17 protein-coding genes are annotated in these 20,086 nt (G+C 33.3%); all 17 read right to left on the reverse strand.

What is annotated here, in order from left to right; all coding sequences use genetic code 11:
• Positions 1 to 4 precede the first annotated feature (4 nt).
• Positions 5 to 1,855 (reverse strand): asparagine synthase (glutamine-hydrolyzing), encoded by a 1,851-nt coding sequence (asnB, locus tag ACWPWS_RS16135; RefSeq protein ID WP_454047201.1) that lies wholly within the window; start codon positions 1,853 to 1,855, stop codon positions 5 to 7.
• A 1-nt stretch (position 1,856) separates the two neighbouring features.
• Complete coding sequence (locus tag ACWPWS_RS16140; protein WP_454047202.1) at positions 1,857 to 2,984, reverse strand: glycosyltransferase; 1,128 nt, start codon at positions 2,982 to 2,984, stop codon at positions 1,857 to 1,859.
• Positions 2,985 to 3,006: 22 nt separating this feature from the next.
• The gene (locus ACWPWS_RS16145) at positions 3,007 to 4,839 is read right to left on the reverse strand and encodes a hypothetical protein (RefSeq protein WP_454047203.1); all 1,833 of its coding nucleotides are present in this window, start codon (positions 4,837 to 4,839) and stop codon (positions 3,007 to 3,009) included.
• 289 nt (positions 4,840 to 5,128) lie between these two features.
• Positions 5,129 to 6,343: an O-antigen ligase family protein gene (locus ACWPWS_RS16150; RefSeq protein ID WP_454047204.1), complete on the reverse strand. Its 1,215-nt coding sequence runs from the start codon at positions 6,341 to 6,343 to the stop codon at positions 5,129 to 5,131.
• 2 nt (positions 6,344 to 6,345) lie between these two features.
• The gene (locus ACWPWS_RS16155) at positions 6,346 to 7,638 is read right to left on the reverse strand and encodes an oligosaccharide flippase family protein (protein WP_454047205.1); all 1,293 of its coding nucleotides are present in this window, start codon (positions 7,636 to 7,638) and stop codon (positions 6,346 to 6,348) included.
• A complete protein-coding gene (locus tag ACWPWS_RS16160) occupies positions 7,635 to 8,066 on the reverse strand; it encodes a glycosyltransferase (protein WP_454047206.1) in 432 nt (143 codons plus the stop codon). Before ACWPWS_RS16160 ends, ACWPWS_RS16155 begins: the two co-directional genes overlap by 4 nt.
• 64 nt (positions 8,067 to 8,130) lie before the next feature.
• Positions 8,131 to 8,418, reverse strand: a complete 288-nt coding sequence (locus tag ACWPWS_RS16165; RefSeq protein WP_454047207.1) for a hypothetical protein — start codon at positions 8,416 to 8,418, stop codon at positions 8,131 to 8,133.
• On the reverse strand, positions 8,402 to 8,779 hold the full coding sequence (locus ACWPWS_RS16170; RefSeq protein WP_454047208.1) for a hypothetical protein: 378 nt from the start codon (positions 8,777 to 8,779) through the stop codon (positions 8,402 to 8,404). The genes ACWPWS_RS16165 and ACWPWS_RS16170 overlap by 17 nt, the downstream gene beginning before the upstream one ends.
• Positions 8,779 to 9,792 (reverse strand): Gfo/Idh/MocA family protein, encoded by a 1,014-nt coding sequence (locus ACWPWS_RS16175; protein WP_454047209.1) that lies wholly within the window; start codon positions 9,790 to 9,792, stop codon positions 8,779 to 8,781. The genes ACWPWS_RS16170 and ACWPWS_RS16175 overlap by 1 nt, the downstream gene beginning before the upstream one ends.
• 10 nt (positions 9,793 to 9,802) lie before the next feature.
• Positions 9,803 to 10,375 carry an acyltransferase gene (locus ACWPWS_RS16180; protein WP_105681246.1) on the reverse strand — a complete coding sequence of 191 codons (573 nt, stop codon included), beginning with the start codon at positions 10,373 to 10,375 and terminating at the stop codon, positions 9,803 to 9,805.
• A 12-nt stretch (positions 10,376 to 10,387) separates the two neighbouring features.
• Positions 10,388 to 11,512 (reverse strand): DegT/DnrJ/EryC1/StrS family aminotransferase, encoded by a 1,125-nt coding sequence (locus ACWPWS_RS16185; protein ID WP_454047210.1) that lies wholly within the window; start codon positions 11,510 to 11,512, stop codon positions 10,388 to 10,390.
• Between the two features lie 37 nt (positions 11,513 to 11,549).
• The gene (gene lhgO, locus ACWPWS_RS16190) at positions 11,550 to 12,740 is read right to left on the reverse strand and encodes an L-2-hydroxyglutarate oxidase (protein WP_454047211.1); all 1,191 of its coding nucleotides are present in this window, start codon (positions 12,738 to 12,740) and stop codon (positions 11,550 to 11,552) included.
• A 6-nt stretch (positions 12,741 to 12,746) separates the two neighbouring features.
• Positions 12,747 to 14,042: a nucleotide sugar dehydrogenase gene (locus tag ACWPWS_RS16195; protein ID WP_105681249.1), complete on the reverse strand. Its 1,296-nt coding sequence runs from the start codon at positions 14,040 to 14,042 to the stop codon at positions 12,747 to 12,749.
• Positions 14,042 to 16,429: a GumC family protein gene (locus ACWPWS_RS16200; RefSeq protein WP_454047212.1), complete on the reverse strand. Its 2,388-nt coding sequence runs from the start codon at positions 16,427 to 16,429 to the stop codon at positions 14,042 to 14,044. The genes ACWPWS_RS16195 and ACWPWS_RS16200 overlap by 1 nt, the downstream gene beginning before the upstream one ends.
• Positions 16,430 to 16,436: 7 nt before the next feature.
• Positions 16,437 to 17,261 (reverse strand): polysaccharide biosynthesis/export family protein, encoded by an 825-nt coding sequence (locus tag ACWPWS_RS16205; RefSeq protein WP_454047213.1) that lies wholly within the window; start codon positions 17,259 to 17,261, stop codon positions 16,437 to 16,439.
• Between the two features lie 39 nt (positions 17,262 to 17,300).
• On the reverse strand, positions 17,301 to 19,229 hold the full coding sequence (locus tag ACWPWS_RS16210; protein ID WP_454047214.1) for a polysaccharide biosynthesis protein: 1,929 nt from the start codon (positions 19,227 to 19,229) through the stop codon (positions 17,301 to 17,303).
• A gap of 355 nt (positions 19,230 to 19,584) precedes the next feature.
• Complete coding sequence (locus ACWPWS_RS16215; RefSeq protein WP_454047215.1) at positions 19,585 to 20,043, reverse strand: regulatory protein RecX; 459 nt, start codon at positions 20,041 to 20,043, stop codon at positions 19,585 to 19,587.
• Positions 20,044 to 20,086: the final 43 nt, after the last annotated feature.

The raw sequence follows: 20,086 nt of genomic DNA on the forward strand, positions 1-20,086 counted from the left end.
TTTATTACTGCAAGGTTGGTTTTTTAATTGGATCAATTAGGAAATCAAGCATAATTGCTTCATTCAAAATATTGCTGTTATTAAGATTTTTAATGCTCAGGCTGTTTTCAAGCTGCTTAAAGTCTGATACAAAATCTTTTACTTTATCTTTTCGCTCCAGAATATTTGATTTTATTCTTTCTCCCACCCCATCATTCACCCAATTCTGGGTAACATCAAAGCCTCTTTTTAAACGGTTTTTGAGGATATATCCCGGCACATCTTTCTTCATCATCTCCCGTAGTATCCATTTTCCGTATCCATGTTTAATTTTAAGCAAATCCGGCAATGCTAAAGCAAACTCCACCAGTCTGTAATCCATAAATGGCAGTCTGCTTTCAATAGAAAAATACATTGAGTTCCTATCTTCATATCTTAAAAGTGAAGGAATACTATATTTTTGAATATCTGAGATTTGTCTGTCTGATAAAGATGTATTTTCAAACAGATTTAAAGAAATGTCAGGTAAGCAATCAAGGAATGCAGTATCTTTTCCTGTTGTTTTCAGGTATCTGTTTTTCTCATTCCAATAGGTCTTTATCTGTTTGGTTTCAAATAGCAGCATAAGTGCCAGTGAGTGAAAGTATTGCAAGCCGGGTAGGATTTCCTTTTTTTCGATTGCTTTTTTCAGTGCTACTACGAAAAACTTTCTGTATCCAGCAAAAACTTCATCACCTCCCTGACCTCCTAATAAAACTTTAATGTTCCTTTCTTTTACCTGCTTGTATACTTCATGCTGCGCTATAATGCTTAATCCAAGAAATGGAGATTCTTGTGCCTCCATGGTCTGATCATAAATATTCCCCATCTCCTGTGCGTTGTAAGAGTGATGAATATATTCAACATTGATATTTTTATCTTTTGCAAATTTATTGATAACAGGTCCTTCTGATTTCGGGTGATCGGGAGCGCCATAGCTGAATGCCATTAGATGGTCTACTTCTTTTGCTGTAATGGCTGCTATAGAGGAAGAGTCCACTCCTCCACTTAAAGAAATTGCCAGGGGAACATCACTTCTCAGACGTATTTTTGTTGAATTTTCCAACAGGGCTTTCCCTTGGGAAATGAGTTCATCTGAGCTTAATGACTCCAGTTCTTTTCTTTTTTTTGCCACCTGCTCTTCCAGAGAATACCATGTCTTTGTTTCTATTTTCAGTTCTCCCTCCAGCTTACATTTCATTAATGATCCCGGCAAAAGATATTTAACATTCTTGAAAGGAGTTCTGTCTTCATATCCTTCAAAAAAACCAAATCTTATTCCGCTGGAACAATATTCCAAATCTATGTCCTGATTTATTTGCTTCGCTACAGAGGCAATGGAAGAGGAAAATAACAGCTGGCCATCAAAAAAAGTATAGATTAACGGCTTCACTCCAAATCGGTCTCTTACAAGATAGAATTCTCCTTTAACCTTATCAAACATCCCGAAAACAAACATTCCGTTCAGTTTATTCAGGCACGCTTCTCCCCAGCATTCCCAGGCTCTCAAAAGAACTTCAGTATCTCCTTTTGTTCTGAAAGTAAACCCATTGGCAATTAATTCTTCTCTAATTTCCTGATAGTTATATATTTCACCATTAAAAGTGATAGTATATCTTTCATCCTCAGAAATCATAGGCTGGTTAGATGCTCCTGAAAGATCTATAATCGCCAGCCTTGAGTGCGCTAACGTTACTGACCAATCTGCATATTCTGCTTTTTCAACTGCATAATAATCCGGTCCTCTTCTTCGTATATAGTTATGTAAATCACTTCCTTCTTTAAAGTCGAGGTTTTGTGATCTTTTAAATTCTATTGCTCCTGTTATTCCGCACATATTAGTTTGATAAAACTTTTTGATAAAACGTTAATAATTTGTCAGACTGGCTTTCCCATGAAAAATTTTCATAGACTAACTTTCGTCCCACTTCACCCATTTGTTTCGCTGTTTCTTTATTAAGCATGAAATAATCAATAGCATCTGCTATTTCCTTAGGTTTTTGAGGGTCTACAAAAATACAACAGTCGCTTCCTTTCAATAAACTTCTCCAATAGGGAAAATCTGAGGCAATAAAAGGAATTCCTGCCACCATGTATTCAAACATTTTTATTGGCAGACTCACCAAAAATGTTGGGATCGGATGTAAAGTAACCACTCCTACCATGGAACGGTTATAGATATTTTCTACTTCATCAGAATTTATGTATCCAAAATCATTAACAAGATGGTAATTCTTATGTTCTTTTATTTCTTTTTCCAGCGTAGGAGAAGAATACATTCCCGCAAGATTCAGTCTGGCCTCTGATTTTGTAATCTCCAATGAATCCATAAGGTCTTTAATCCCTCTCGTGTCATCAATAGATCCTACATAACACACTTCATCCTTTTTTTGATCCCAGGAAATATGTTCTTGTTTCTTATCGGATAAGATGGGATAGTTATTGATGTTTTCTGTTTGTTTTGCAAACTTTTTAAAATAGTTTTCAATATGAGGAGTAGCCCCAATCACCCCATCTATTTTTTTACAGGCATAACGCTCGAAATTCTCATAGAACAGGGAGATGATATTTGAAACAGGAGATTTTAAATAGGGTGAAACTAAAATAGTATTTACCGTATCTTCGTGAGAATCAAAGATTACTTTTTTATTTAGCTTTTTTAGTTTCTTCGCTATTAAAAGCAATTCGGGGTCATGCAGATGAAATACATCTGCATTGAGTTCCTTAGCTTTATTAAAAATTTTAGCTGTAGTCTGTGTAATTCTTTTTATTCTACCTGATGGGGCACCTATATCTATAATTTCCACATTGTCTATCACCTCATTCCCTTTACCGTCAGCAACAACTAAGGTTACCTTAACATCTTTGGATGCCAGACTTTTACACATCTTATGAAATATCCTGGAGTCATTTCTTGGATGGACACTCGTAAGATGGCATATGTGAAATCTATAATTTTTATTCATTAATTGTTTTTTGGACTTGAAATTATTTTTCAGTATACAATTTCGGAATTCTATTCACGATTTTAATTACTCTTTCAAAATCGAGTCCTAAGGTATCCAGATACCATCTGATATTCTGATAACGGGGAGTATTTTCTATTCCCACGAGTTCTAAGGCTCTTTCTCGTGTTATTTGCCCTTCTCTGATCTGATTACTTCTGAACGTGTCATGCTCTGTAAAGCCAGCTACAGTATAATATACATAGTTGTAAAAAGCTGCTGTACCATCACCAATTCTCCAGGTAGTAGTAGTATCTATTGCCTTTTCCCAATTATAATCGTTTAAAAGGGTATTATCCACCTGCTCTTCATCCCATCTCCAATAATCAAAAATGTGATAGTAATCCTGTTTTTCCGTAAAACTACGATAGTATTCTCCAGATAGAGTATCCCAAAGTGAACTATTGAAATATCCAGGGCTCTCCATCATCGCTCTGAATCTTTTGGAGTGGTATCTCAGCTGTTTCATAGCACCATGACTGTATACTCTTTTTTCTTCAAAATCAGGTTCAATATCTAAAAATCCTGTTTTAAAGTGAGTTACTTCTAATGGATTTACTCCCCACAGATTAAGATTGATTCCTGTTTGCTTTTTAATATCTTCTACATGTCTGAAGAAGTGTTTATCTCCAGCGGTTAGCATTGCCATCATTCCTAAATGGGGTGATTTCAGCCATGCTTCCAGATTCATTCTGATATTCTTTCTTTTGAGTGAGATGTCTGCAGCAACAATAATATTTTCTACACCAAGATCTGCACACATACGGCTGATATTTCTTCGGCCAAGATCCGTTACCATTCCCCAATCATAGGTATAAGTAACAGGTTTCATTTCCAGCTCTTTTACAATAAGGTGCAGTCCATAGCAGCTGTCTCTACCTCCTGAAAAGGGAACAATACAATCCAGTTCTTTTCCTTTTCTTCTGTAGGGCTCAACCAGCTTAAATAATTCTTCTTTCGGTTTAGGATTATTTCTTGGTTTGTAGCTTTTACAATAATTACAGACCCCAGCTTCATCAAATTTTATAAAAGGCATGGTCTCAGGAAGAATACATTTGGTGCATCTCCTGATGTCAAGTTTTTTATATTCAAGTAGATTTTCTTCAATCGTATTAAATTTAAACTCAGGGATTAAGTCTTCTACTCTGCTTTTTTCATCTATAACCGTAAGCTTCTCTTTTGAGACAGGAATATCCAGAATCAAGGATTCTTCTTTTATCTGGGTAATGTTTTCGCATCCAATAATTTTAAGTCCATAGCTTTCTGATGCAAAATAAGTTTTATCCTCATTGTATCCTACGTATAAACTGCCATTATTAGAGAATAAAAGGAGTTTTCCTTTTTCAGGCAGAGCAAGAGCGCAGGCAATAACTCCCTGGCATAAAGAAAGTACTTCTTTAGGAAGGTCTTCTATTTTGTTCTCACTATGAGTAAGAAATTCTTCTGCAATAGCTACAATAGCTTCAGAATCAATTTTTAATTGTCTGCTTACTGATAACTTACTCCAGACTTCGTCTTCGTTAACTATAATACCATTATGTATCGCACATATATTACCTCTGATCACAGGTTGATTATCTCCCAGTCCGTTGGTAATTAATCTGCTATGTCCTAAGACAATATTGTTATTATAGGGTTTTACCTTATTCAGTAATTTTTCAATGCTGTAATCAGCTCTGTTTACCCTATATTGGTTATTTTGATAATAAATCAAACCACTAGAGTCTACTCCTCTTTGTTCGGAGTGTTTTACCAGAGTTTGAAACTTCTGTTTATTAATACTGGTGTTCGATACGACACCAAAAATTCCACACATTTGTTTTATTTTTTTAAATCATTATATTTTTTAATAACTCGTTTTCCTAAATATTCCAGATACATGATAATGTTTATTTTCTACTGTATTACCTCATTTTAAATATCCGGTATCTTTTATAATTTTAAACAAGTTTTCAGCATTTAAGCTACTATATTTTACTAAATTATATTCTTAAAGAGTACTTTTTGACATCTATAAAATCTGATGCTAATATATATATAATTCTGATCTATCCATTAAGTAAAATAATCACTTGAAGAAACAGGATCTACTAAGCGAAGAACTTTTACTTTCCATATGATTTCAGCATTTTCTTTCCACCAACTGAGGATATAATTGCGAGTGATGTAAGATATAACCACCAATATGTATTTCCCAATGAATCACTATTGATTATACCAATGATAGGGATTACCAGAACACTTGTATAGAAGAGCCTTTTCACATTACTACTCAGCATTACACTCTTTTTAAATCCTATTAGAATTTTTAAGAGCCAGATTATAAATAATGAAAAAATAACAATCCCATATTGTGCAAAAATTTCTAAAAAGAAGTTATGTGGATTGACTATTCCTTTATAATATTCAGATCTTTCCATATAATATTCATATCCTCCGGCACCCACTCCGGCACCGTAAGAATCAATCAGGAATCCAATTCCAGCAATAAAATTATACATTCTTACACTACCGGATTCATCATTGCTGTAATCAACATTTACCCTATCTTTAAATAAAATTTCTATATTTTGTACCAAAGGATCTGGCAGAAAAGTATAAGAAAAATAAAAAAGCAATAATATAAGAGCAATAAAGGATAAGTTTTTATAGTTTAAACGGATCTGAGATAATAAATAAATAACAATGATGATCATGGATGTTCTATTGGTATTTACAAAAATTATAAGGACAGAAATCCCCAAAACCACTAAGTAGAATATTTTTAACGCTTTTTTCCCTTCTTCAATGATTCCCCATAATACCATGGGTAAACACAAACAAATAAAAACACAATAGTTGTTATAATTTCCAAAAAAAACGGAAGCATAAGGTGCATATATACCAATACCTCCAATTAATCTTTCGTCATCATAGCTAAAATGGTTCATTGTTACAATTTCGTAAATTGCAATAGGCAAAGTAAGTGCTAATCCATAAATCCAAGCATTTCTAATTAATTTGAGAGTAGCATCACTATCTTTCAAAAAAAGAGGAAAAAAGAGTAAACTTGACATACTAATGGTCATCACGACGATTTCATTCGTTAAACCAATTTGTGGATCCGGGCTCCAAAAAAGAGAAATAAGGCCATAAGTAATCCAAACAAAATACGTAAAGAGGCCAAAAGTAATTGTATTATTGTAGTGAAGATGAGAACCTTTAGTTGATTTCACCAATAAAAAAGGTAAGAAAAGCAACAATAATCTTGTAGGTTGAAAAGAACCTCCGAAACTTCCTAAGCTTAATGAAAAAATTATAAGAAAAACAATAATATTCATTACTACTTTTTAAAATTAATTATAAAACTCAAATCATTTATTTTAGGAATCAGATATTCTCTTACTCCTGTTTTTGTTATTTTACAGTATATCAGAAGGCTTACAGAGAACCAAATTATAAATGATATACTTGTTGCTATGGCAGCTCCAACAAGATTAAATCTTGGTATCAATAAAAAATTACTGATTACTGTAATGATGAGAGCCATGAGATTCAAATAAATATTAATTTGTGGTTTACCCTGAGCAGCAAAGTCTACATTTATAATTTTCGACCCCGCCATCAGTATTATTCCTGGTCCCAAATATAAAAACAGAGATCTTGTATCTGTAAATTTACTTCCAAAAACAATGTTAACTAAATAATCCCCAAGAATATAAAATAACAATGTAGCAATAAATGTCAGAAAAATAACAACTCTTGTAATAATTGGAATCATCACTTTTCTCTGAGCAGACATGGAAGGATTTGAAAACCATGGATAGGTAACAGATGAAATAGTTGCCGGAAGCAGCCATATAAAATCAATAATAACAAGACAGCTAGAATAAATACCGGTTTCCTTTGATCCTAAATAATGTGCAATAATAAATATATTGATACGATAATTTAAGATCGTTATCAGATTAGATACGTAAGATTTTAAACCAAATTTCAATATATACTTCTGAATATCAATATCAATTTTAAAATCTTTTATTGAAAATATTTTAACACTTCCAAAAAAGTAAATTATTAACAATATACTGGTTATGATAAATCCAGTCATAAATGAAATAATCACATGCTGAAGCGTTATCTCTTTATATATCAAAAATATACACAACAGGATAATAAAAATTACATTGGGTCCTATACTAAAAATAGCATAATTCTTAAAATCCATTTTACCAATCAAAATTGTATACAAAACATTTGTAAACAATGTACCAATTCCGATAATTGTAGCAAATGATTGCAAATCAGGAGGGATTCCATTTAAGCTTCCATACGGTATTATTTTAAAAATTAAATTAAAAACAATAAAAGCAATAATGCTTATAAATATTGTTAAATAGAAAATATTTAGAATAACTTTATCCTGATTATGTTTCTGATTTTGTAAAACATATCCACTGGCAGAGTCAATACCTAATGATAAAAAACTGGTAATGATTAAAATTGTATTGATAAATACGTTATACAAACCATAGTTTTCAACACTTAGATTTCTAGTAATCAACATCGTAGCAACTAACGTTGCTAATGCTCCCATGATTTTCCTTAAAAATAAAATAATGACATTCTTTGTCATGATTTTAGTATTTTCTTATAAACGTTTATAAGGTCATTTGAAACCTTTTCTCTAGAAAAATGCTCAACACAATATTTAACGATCTTCTCTCTGTCAAATTTGTCTTCATTCTCAATTAAATACTTCATTCCTTTATATAATTCTTCTCTTGAATTCTTCTTTACAATGATTCCGACGTCATTATTTAAAATAGATTGAGGGCCACCGGAATCCGTAGCCAAAACAGGAAGTCCCATAGCTAAAGCTTCAATAATAACAATTCCAAATGTCTCTATTAAACTTGGTGAAACATAAAATGTTGAGCTTTTATATTTTTCAATGGCAGTATCCCTGTCAAGTTTTCCTAATAATACTATTTTATTTTCTAATCTTAACTTTTTAATCTGATCTGACAAGTTATGATATTCAACCCCATTCCTCCTATCCAAAGCTCTACATTTTGATATTCTTTAGCTAAATCATCAAATGCATCAATCAAAATATTAAGTCCTTTTAATGGATTGAGTGAAGAAAGAGAGAAAAAATAATTTTCTCTCCCTTTTTTGTAAAATTGTTATCTTGATTTATAAAATTATCATTTACCCAATTCGGCAAAACATCCCAAGTTCCTCCAATGGATTTTGCTAATACTTCTGCCAAACTTTTACTTACGGCAAAATTATGAGAAGATTCAGTAACTTCAGCCTTAAAAGACATTAATTCACGCTTACTATATAAATTTCTATCAAATCCTGATGAATGCTCAGTCACAACAAAAGGTATATTATACTTTTTTTGCATACACAGCAAATTGCCCTGCTGTAATTACGGAATGAATATGAATTAGATCTGGATATCCAAATTTTTCTACATAATTTTCAAATAACTTTTTACAATTATTAAACCACTGTAATCTATTATATATATTGCAGCCTGGTAAATGCCATAATTCTTTAATAAAGGTATTGACCCCATCATTATTAGAAAATGTCGTTTCATTCTGTTTAAAATTAAAACTTTTAAAACTTCTGTAAACCGGAGCAATAACTCCTACATTTTCAATAACGGATGAAAGTCCTTCAATTTGTTCTTTAAAAAAAACACCTGACAAGCTATCATATCGATTAGGATACCAAGATGGAATATAAAGAATATGATTCATTATTGTTTAAGTTTGTAAATTCTCTCAATAATATCTACTACTTTAAGCCCTTCTAAAGCATTTGTTGTGATGGTATTTCTCCCTTTCAATACATCTACAACATTTTCAATAATATAATGATGGTTTGCTGCAGATCCTTTATAAGCACCATAATCATTTCCAGGGTTTGTTGGAGCTAATTCAGGCATAACATAATCTTTTATATTACAAACTTCTACTTTGTCCATATATTGTCCTCCAATCTTTACAGACCCATTCTCTGCGATAATTGTCATAGAACTTTCAAGATTCTGATTCCAAACAGAAGTAGAATAATTTAATGATCCCATTCCTCCATCTACAAAATCAAAGCTAACGAAACCTGAGTCTTCAAAATCAGTAAGCGTTTCATGATTAAAATCTGCAAATTTTGCCTGAATATTGGTAATATCACCAAATAGCCAGTACATGATATCGATAAAGTGAGAAAACTGGGTAAATAAAGTTCCTCCATCCAGATCTTTCTTTCCATGCCATGATTCCGGCTTATAATATCGGTTATCACGGTTCCAGTAGCAATTAAGCTGAACCATATATATATTCCCAAGTTTTCCGCTCTCAACCATTTCTTTCACCCATGCGGAAGGAGGTGAATATCTGTTTTGCATCACGGCAAAAACTTGTTTATGCTTGTGCAGAGCCTGAAAAATAAGTTTTTCAGCATGCTGTTTTTTCAGAGCCATTGGCTTTTCTACCACAACGTGCTTTCCTGCATCTATTACTTTATAAGATTGTTCAAAATGAAATCCGTTTGGAGAAGCGATATTAACTACATCCACTTCAATTCCGGAAGCTAAAAATTCATCTAGTGATGCAAAAAAGGGAACGTCATAATTTTCAATTCCCAATACTGATTTATCTTTAACATCAATCAGACCTATCAACTCACATTCATCATTTCTTGAGATCATTTCGGCGTGTCTTTTTCCGATATGCCCGCAGCCAACAACTGCAAATTTTATTTTTTCACTCATTTGTATGTTTTTAAATTTTTGAAACTTTGTTATTTTCTAATTTGTATTTTTCTCCACTTTCTTCACAAACGGCAATATTTTCTGCATCAAATTGAAGTCTTTGCCCAAATTCACTCATCCATCCCATTTGTCTGGCAGGGTTTCCTACTACCAATGCATAATCCGGCACTTCTTTTGTAACTACAGCTCCTGCTCCAATAAAAGCATACTGACCAATATTATGTCCACAAACAATTGTTGCATTAGCTCCTATAGATGCCCCTTTTCCAACATGGGTTTTCAGATATTCATTCTTTCTGTTGACGGCACTTCTTGGATTTATTACATTGGTAAAAACCATTGAAGGCCCTAAAAAAACATCATCATCACATGTTACTCCTTCATAGATTGAAACATTATTCTGAACTTTCACATTCTGTCCTAAAACGACTTTAGGAGAGATGACAACATTCTGACCAATATTACATTTTTCGCCCAAAATACAACCTGTCATCAGGTGTGAAAAGTGCCAAATTTTGGTTCCGTTTCCTATTTGACATCCTTCGTCAATAACGGCTGTTTCGTGTGCAAAAAAATCCGACATATCTGCTTTATATTAATTAAAATAGTTCTTAATTTCTGTAATAATCACATCCAGTACTTCCTGATCAAACTCGGTATGTACAGGAAGAGAAATAACTTCCGTGCAAAGCTGCTCTGTAACCGGAAGACTAAAACCTTCTTCTACATATTGAAGAAAGGCTTCCTGTTGGTAAAGGGGTAAAGGATAATATACCATACTTGGAATATTTTTTCCTGCCAAATATTTCTGTAGCTCATCTCTTTTCCCATTTTTCACTCTAAGGGTATACTGATGAAATACATGGGTAGAATTTCCAGCTCTTTTAGGAATCTGAATTCCCGCAATATCTGCAAGGTTTTCATCATAATAATCCGCCATTCTGTTTCTGGCTGCTGAATACTCATCCAAATGTTTAAGCTTAACTTTTAATACCGCTGCCTGAATGGTATCCAATCTTGAGTTACAGCCTAAAACTTTATGATAGTATTTTTTTTCCTGACCATGGTTGGCAATCATTCTTATTGTAAGAGCCAAATCATCATCATTTGTCATCAATGCACCTCCATCACCATAGCATCCAAGATTTTTTGACGGAAAAAAAGAAGTACAGCCAATGTGTCCTATAGTTCCTGTTTTTTTGACTGTTCCATTAGAGAAAGTATAATCAGAACCAATTGCCTGCGCATTATCTTCTATAACAAAAAGGTTATGTTTTTCTGCAAATTCAATAATTTTTTCCATATCAGCACTTTGGCCGTATAAATGAACAGGAACAATTGCTTTGGTTTTTGGGGTCAGGTATTTTTCAAGACCTTCCAGTTGGATATCAAACGTATCTTCGTTTACATCTACCATCACCGGTTTTAATCCTAAGAGACCAATAACTTCTGCCGTAGCTACATAGGTGAAGGCAGGACAAATTATTTCATCGCCAGGCTGCAGATTAAGAGCCATCATGGCAATTTGAAGGGCATCTGTTCCGTTAGCACATGGAATAACATGTTTTACTCCCAGATATTTTTCAAAATCCTGTTGAAATTCTTTTACAGCAGGACCGTTAATAAATGCAGTATTATCAATACATTCCTGGATACTGATATCTACGTCTTCTTTTATTTTCAGGTATTGACCTTTAAGGTCAACCATTTGAATTTTCATATTTTTAGTTTTTTGAGTGCACGTAGAGGTGCATTTTTTAATTCATGATAAGCTCACTTATTTTATTTCCTATAGAAAGGCAGGAAGTAGCTGCTGGAGAAGGAGCATTTCTAACGTGAATAATATTTCCGTTTTTCACGATATCAAAATCATCAATCAGTCCTCCATTTCTATCACAAGCCTGAGCTCTTACTCCTGAGCCTCCTACTACAAGGTCATTTTCCTGTATTTCCGGTAAAAGTTTCTGAAGTGCTTTTGTAAATGCGGATTTGGAAAGTGAACGGTGCATTTCTCCCATTCCCGTTTTTCCATATTTTGCTACAATTTTTCTAAATCCCGGCCATAGCATAGTCTGCATGGTCTCGTTGAAATTGAAATCAAAAAAATGGTATCCTTCTTTTTTGAATGCCAGAACAGCATTGGGTCCAGCTTCAATATTACCATCAATCATTCTGGTAAAGTGGACTCCAAGAAATGGAAAACTAGGATCAGGTACTGGATAAATAAGATGTTTTACCAGATATTTTTTTTCGTCCTTAATTTTATAATATTCTCCTCTGAAAGGAATAATGACCACATCGTTTTTTTCGTTGGTCATTTTGGTTATCTTATCCGAATACAAACCTGCGCAGGAAATCAGCTTATTGGTTTTAAATTCGGAAATATTGGTGTTTACAATAATTTCAGATCCTTTATCAATGATGTTTTTTACTTCATTATTAAATCTTACTTCTCCTCCTAATTCTTCAAAAAGCTCTTTTATTTTTTTGGCTATTCCCGGATAGTCAATAATTCCGGTTTGTGGAACTTTGATTGCTTTTACTCCTTCACAATGGGGTTCAATTTCACGGAACTCTTCTCTTGAAAGGTATTTTAAATCCTGGAGACCGTTTTCAACTCCTCTTTTATAAATATTATCTAAAAGGGGTAGTTCTTCCTGTGAAGTCGCTACGATTATTTTGCCACAAAGATCGTATCGTATTCCGTGTTTTTCAGCAAAATTAATGACTGAGTTATATCCTTCAATACAATTTTTTGCTTTGAGACTGCCTGGTTTATAATAGATTCCACTATGGATTACTCCGCTGTTGTGTCCCGATTGGTGCAATGCAACATCGTTTTCTTTTTCCAAAATTAAAATCTTAGAATCAGGATTTTTCAGTTGAGTCTGATAGGCTGTAGCCAATCCTACTAAACCTGCACCAATGATTATAATATCATAGTTCATTATCTGTTATAATCTTGCATCTACCAGATTTCTGTCTAAACATGCTTTGGTATCAAAAACCACGGCATTTTCTTTTTTAAGCTGATCCAGATCCATTTCCAGAAACTCGTTATGAGATACTGCAATTACTAAAGAATCATACTTTTTTCCTTCTTCAAGAGCATCCAGAATATCAATTCCATATTCATGTTTTACTTCCTCTTTACTAGCCCATGGATCATAGATATCAACATTTACTCCGTAGTCAGCAAGTTCTCTATAAATATCTACAACTTTAGTATTTCTGACATCCGGACAGTTTTCTTTGAAGGTAACTCCTAAAATCAAGGCATTAGAGTTTTTGATCACTCCTCCTTTTGCAATAAGAAGCTTCACTACTTTAGCTGCAACAAATTTTGCAATAGAGTCGTTTACACGTCTACCTGATAAGATAACATCCGGGTGGTATCCTAACTGCTCTGCTTTATGGGCAAGATAATAAGGATCTACTGAGATACAGTGTCCACCTACTAATCCCGGTTTATATTTAAGGAAATTATATTTTGTTCCTGCCGCTTCCAATACATCATTGGTATCGATACCTACTCTATCAAAAATTAAAGCGAGTTCGTTAACAAAAGAAATATTAACGTCTCTCTGTGCATTTTCAATAGCTTTTGAGGCTTCGGCAACTTTAATACTAGGCGCTTTATGGGTTCCTGCAGTAATAATTTTCTTATAAAGTTGATCTACTTCTTCCGCAATTTTTTCCGTAGAACCTGATGTTACTTTCTTAACACTTGTAAGGGTATTTACTTTATCTCCCGGATTAATTCTTTCCGGAGAATATCCTACAAAAAAGTCTTCATTAAACTTAAGTGCTGAATATTTTTCAAGAACCGGTACACATTCTTCTTCTGTACATCCAGGAAAAACTGTAGATTCATAAATAATAATATCTCCTTTTTTGATAATTTCTCCTAACATTTTTGAGGCAGAAATCAATGGATTCAGATCCGGAGCATTATATTTATCAATAGGGGTAGGGACAGTTACAATGAATACATTAGCTTCAGAAATATCTGACAGCAGGCTTGTTGCTTTATAGCCTAAAGAACCATTGGATTCCGTATATTTTTTCAGTCCGTTATTTAGTTTATCAACATCGGCTTCTAGCGTTATATCTTTCCCGTTATTAAGCTGGTCAACACGCTGTGCATTGATATCAAAACCAAAAACTGGATAGTGATCTGCAAATTCAAGAGATAAAGGAAGACCTACATAACCCTGGCCTATAACCGCTATTTTATATGGTGTTATCATTAACTAAGTTTATTTTTTATTTTTTGAAACCAAGATTGTTCTGTATGCTGGTTATAACCATAACCATATTTGTTGCTATATCCTAAATTTTCCCTGTTTACATCGTTAAGTACAAATCCAACATTTTTGATTTTTTTCTGATCGATATTGCTGTTTGCAAATTCTAACAATGCCTTTTCAGTGTATTTAGATCTGGATACATAAATAGTAATATCAGAAAGTTCAGCAATAAGGAAAGTATCTGTAACAAGAAGCAATGGTGCGGTATCAAGAATAATATATTCATATTTATCTTTCAATTCGCTGAGAAGGCTCTCATAGCGTCCGTTGGATAACAATTCTGTCGGGTTAGGAGGAATCATTCCTGAATAAATTACATCCAGATAAGGGTTAAAAGATGATACATGAATGATATCTTGAAGTTTAGTCTCATCATTATAAAGATATTCAGTAAGTCCGGCAAGTCCTTTTCTTGCAGGATTATATCTTTGAAGCTGAGGATTCCTGATATCGGATCCTATAATAATTGCTTTTTTCTTAGGATTTGCCAGTGTTAAAGCTAAATTCACCGAAGTAAATGTTTTTCCTTCTCCTTTTACTGTTGAAGTAACAAATACAACTTTTCCTTTTTTCTCCTTTGAAAGCATGAAATTCATATTGGTAATAAGAATTCTGAATGCTTCTGCCATAGGAGTAATATCATTCATTTTTACTATTTCAGAATCTCCTTTTTCAAGACTTGGTAATTCAGCAATAATAGGTGCATGCACCACCTTTTCAAGATCATGTTTCGTAACCACTTTATCATTGAAAAGCATTGTTAGATAAATAACAATAAAAGGAACTAATAATCCTAAAACAAAAGAAACCATTAAAACAATCTCTCTATTAGGTGAAACCGGTGCTCCGGAAGCATAAGCTAAATCTACAATCTTTGCTTTAGGAGCAGTAATGGATTGGGCAATAGCCGTTTCTTCTCTTTTTTGAAGCAATAGCAAATACAAATTTTCTTTGATTTGCTGTTGTCTTTCAATACTTCTGAACATCTTCTCAATGGAAGGCAGTTTTGATATCTTTCCGGAAACTATATTTTGTTCTCCTAAATATTCATTTCTTGCCAGCTCAAGGCCTTGTTTGTTTTTCTGAAGACTCTGCGTAACAGAACTACGCATTGCATTAATTTGTTTAGTAACATCTACAACCGTAGGGTTTTCCGGCGTAGCGGACTCCAAAAGTCTGTTTCGATGTAATACTAATTGATTATAAGCAGAAATTCCACTTGTAGCGTCTGTATTGTTTAGTCCAACATTTGCAGGAAGAACCTGATACTGTCCTTGATTTGAGACATAACTAATTAAGGAATTTGTAAGTTCTAACTGGGCGTCTATTTCCAACTGTTTTGCTCTTGCAGCAGCAGAACTTTCCAAACCAATCTTGGCCTCAGTTTCTATATCAATAATATTATTTTTTGATTTAAAACTTTCTTTTTGGTTTTCAACTTCCCCAAGTTCTCCGGATAATTTTTTGATTCTGTCTTCAATAAAGTCGAGTGTTTTTTTTGACTCTGAATTTTTATCAGACATTGCATCATTATTGTAGGCTACCACTAAATTATTTAGGACATCTTCAGCTTTTATGATCTGCGGGTAATTGAGGCCTAATCTAAGTACAGTAGCTTCTTTATTAGCTAAATCCACACTCAATCCACCTTGTAAACTATTTACTTTTGCATCTGCTGTGGAGATTTGCAGCTCAAGGTTTTTCATATCCACTCCAAGGTTTCCCGGAGCGAATTCTTTATTTTTTGTTATAATGATATTGGCAAAGGGTAGACTGATGGTTTTCCCATATGTTGTAACGATTTCTTTTGTTAAACTTTTTGAAGTAAGAATAAGCTTATCTTTATCTATACTAAGTTTTACAGGAGTTGCAGGTTTTTCACTTTGCTTCTCTTCAATTACTTTAACATTTATAGGGCATGTTGCTTTATACAGTTCTAGTTTAGTAACCCTACCTTTTCCAATTACATTTACCTGTAAATTTTGATTGATGACTACCTCGCGCATCATCTTCTTAGATTTCAGTATTTCTATTTCATTAGCAATACTATTCGTTTTAAGACCGCCTAAACCTGACAGATCCGGTAATATTCCTAAATCACTTCCCATTATAGGAGAAGAGTTTCTTGCATCTTTAATTAAAACGGAAGTCTGAACATTATATATAGGAGTTATAAACCTTAGCGATATATAACCTATTATTAAAGCAACAAATGCACTTAGAATAAACCACGGCCATCTTCTCAGATATGGTTTTATAATTTCACTAATGTTAATACTATTTGAGTTGTTTTCTACTTCAGAAAATTGTGAAGATTGGTTATCCATCAATTTTTTATTTCTTATTAAATAAACTTACTACTACGGCAACTGCTGTAACCGCAATAGAAATGGCGGTCAGATAAAGTCCTGTGTTGGGATTCTGTTTTGCTATAACATCTTTTGTATTGTTTGAAGAAACAATAATAGCATCGCCTTGCTTCAGATTGTAATATGGAGAATTTATCAAATTAGCATCCTGAAGGTTAATACGGCCGTGAGAAACAACCCCATTTTCGGTTCTGACAACCAATATATCTTCTCTTTTTCCATATTGAGTCAAATCGCCGGCCATCCCTAATGCATTTAAGATCGTTGCCTGCCCAGTTGCTACGATATAGTCTCCCTGTCTGTTCACTTCCCCTAATATGGTAACTTTAAAGTTAGCAAGTTTTACATTAACTGTTGGATTAATAACGTATTTCGTCATTTTTTCCCTTAGTTCATCTTTGAAGGCTGTCAAACTTTTATCTGATGTACTCAGTTTCCCCAATATTGGAAAGTCAATATTTCCATTTGCATCTACAATATATGTTGGTCCCGACATAATTGTAGAGCCCTGATTAGGAGTATTTCCTCCTGCTATTGCATTTGTCTGTATAAGTTCTGATGAAGAATAATTCTGATTAAAAGGCTTTACAACATCCATATCTTTTGCAGTGATCAGAATAATAAGCTGATCTCCTACCTGGATTGTATTTGCTGAATTTTTAGCAGAGGCACTGATTGCAACCTGTTCTATATTCTGCATATAATTTAAATCATTCTTAGCATTGGGATTAACTTTACAGGAAATCACTAATGAGGATGCCAAAACTACTGCTAATATTTTTCCTTTCATTATATTGTTAAATTGTGCAAATATACATTTATATTTTTTCTATTTATCTAGAGCCTCATAAATTGAATTATTGCTTCGGAATTCCGGAACTATTGTTTTAAGAATCTTTACTACTTCTACTTTATCTCTTCTAAGAGATGCTTTAGTAATTTCTTTAGTAAGCGTATCTATTTCTGTGAATCCCATAGAAGGATCTTTAGAGATCATAATTTTGTCATTATGAGTGGGAAGTGTTTTTGCATCATCACTCAAGAGTTCTTCATACAGCTTTTCCCCAGGTCTCAGTCCTGTATAAATGATCTTAATATCAATATTAGGTTCGAATCCTGACAGCTTTATCATTCTTTTGGCAAGATCAATAATTTTAACGGGTTCACCCATATCAAAGACAAAAATCTCTCCACCTTCTCCCATTGTTCCGGCCTGAAGTACAAGTTCACAGGCCTCAGGAATAGTCATGAAATATCTTACAATTTCCGGATGCGTGATGGTTACAGGACCTCCAGCTTCAATTTGCTTTTTAAAATGAGGAATCACAGAACCGTTGGATCCTAATACATTTCCAAATCTTGTGGTAATAAACTTGGTCACGTTACCTTCTACATTTTGAAGGGACTGCACAAAAAGTTCTGCAGCACGTTTTGAAGCTCCCATTACGTTAGTTGGATTTACAGCTTTATCTGTAGATACCATTACGAACCTGTTTACTTTATATTTGCTGGATAGCTTTGCAACAATCTTTGAGCCTAATATATTAACAAAAATTGCTTCATGAGGGTTTTCTTCTACCAGAGGAACATGCTTATAAGCTGCTGCATGGTATACCATTGAGAAGTTATAGGTCTGGAACAGGGATTCCATTCTGTGATGATTGGAAACATCTCCTAAAACAAATTTGAAAGGAATATGAGGAAATTTTTCTCTCATTTCAAGTTCAATTTCATAAAGCGGTGTTTCTGCCTGATCTAAAACTACAATCAATGAAGGGTTGAAAAGAGCAACCTGTCTTACAATTTCACTTCCTATGGATCCTGCCCCACCGGTTACGAGTACGGTTTTATCAGAATGTCTGCTTTTAACTTTTTCGTTCTGAATTTTGATAGGTTTTCTATTTAATAAATCCTCAATTTGAAGATTTCTAATCGACCCACCCAAATCACTGTCTCTCAATTTTTGTACAGACGGTGCTTTAAAGACGTTAAGATCCTTCTCTAAGAATAAATTCACCCACGAATTCATCTCATCCCTGGCCATCATCTCTTTAACAATAAGGACACCATCAATAATAAGATCTTCTTTGGAGTTTTCTTCTATTTTTTGTTTTTCATAAATAGGCTTTCCTAGGAGAGACGCCCTTTTAGAATCTGTTCTTTGTGTCAAAAAGCCCACTACCTGATAAGGCAGGCTCGGATTATCAAGAATAGCACGTGCAATGGCAATAGATTGTTCATCAATTCCCAATACCAGGATTCTTTTTTTCAGTGCACTTCTTCTGTATTCCCTTACGATATGGAAAAACTCTTTCACATATAATCTGAACAGGAATAATCCCATAAATGAAATTACAAAATAAAGCATCAGATAGGGAGTAAGGATAAACTTACTTCCTGTGGTCCAGAAATAGCAAATATTTACTATTCCGATAGTCAGCATTGTGCAAAAACAGGATATCAGAAGCTTAAATAAGTCTATAAATGTTGAATGGCGAATAATACCGGCATAGGTCTTGAAGACATACATAAAAGCAGCATTTACGAGAATAATAAAAGCGAAAATTAAACTTTTATCATCATGGTAGATAAATTCCTGCTTGGTAATTCTTGCGATAATGTAAGTAGAAAGAAATAAAGATATGACTAGGATAATAATGTCTATTACAAGAATTATCCATCTTGGAAGATATCTTACGTCTGAGAGATTGACAACATTATCCCCTCCAAATATTGTTTTTCTAAGAGAATTGTACATTGTCTATATTGGTGTTCATATTTAATTAAGGTATAATATCTAACTATCCAATCAAAGATAATTCCGATACAATCATACAAAAATAAATAAATTTATTTCAATATGCTGAAATCAAAAATAAATTTGATGTTATATTTATAAAATCTAACAATTTCATTGCGATACAGCTAAAGCCACCGACAAAAATCATACCATAAGAATACTTATAAAAATGACATTTATTTGTGAATATTCTTTATTTCAGCTGTTTTTAAAAAAATTATTTATTAAATCTTTATGTATCAATCTTTTTCAATGAACTGATTGTTTTTTCACGAAAAGTCATAAGTCAAGTTTTTTTTAAATTCGTTAATATTCAGTCAAAAATATCAATTATTTTTTCATATTCAAAACCTTTACTCATTAAATATTTTATTGTTTTGGTTTTTTTTTGATATTCTTTCAAGCCCGTTTGTCTGGAATAGTAATCTTCAAAAATCTTTCTGATCGTCTTCTCATAGTCTGAATCATCAATCTCATCAAAACATGAGCTGATTAACCTTTCAGAAATCTGTTTCTGCTTCAGATTCATTTTAATTTTGTTCTTTCCCCAGTGCTTGATGTAAAACTTACCTCTGATATAGCTTCGGGTAAATCTTTCTTCGTTCAGATAATTTTCTTTCAGGAGAAATAAAATAATATCTTCTTTCGCTTCCTCAATAAGGAGAAACTCTCTCATCTTCTGCTCCACTTCTGCATGACAACGATCCTGGTAAACACAGTAATTCACCAGTTTCTGTTTAATTTCATCAAAAGTATAGGATTTCTTTTCCATTTGAATAAAAAAAGAATGAGCAGACTGCTCATTCTTTATATGA

Source organism: Chryseobacterium sp. Marseille-Q8038, assembly GCF_965111995.1.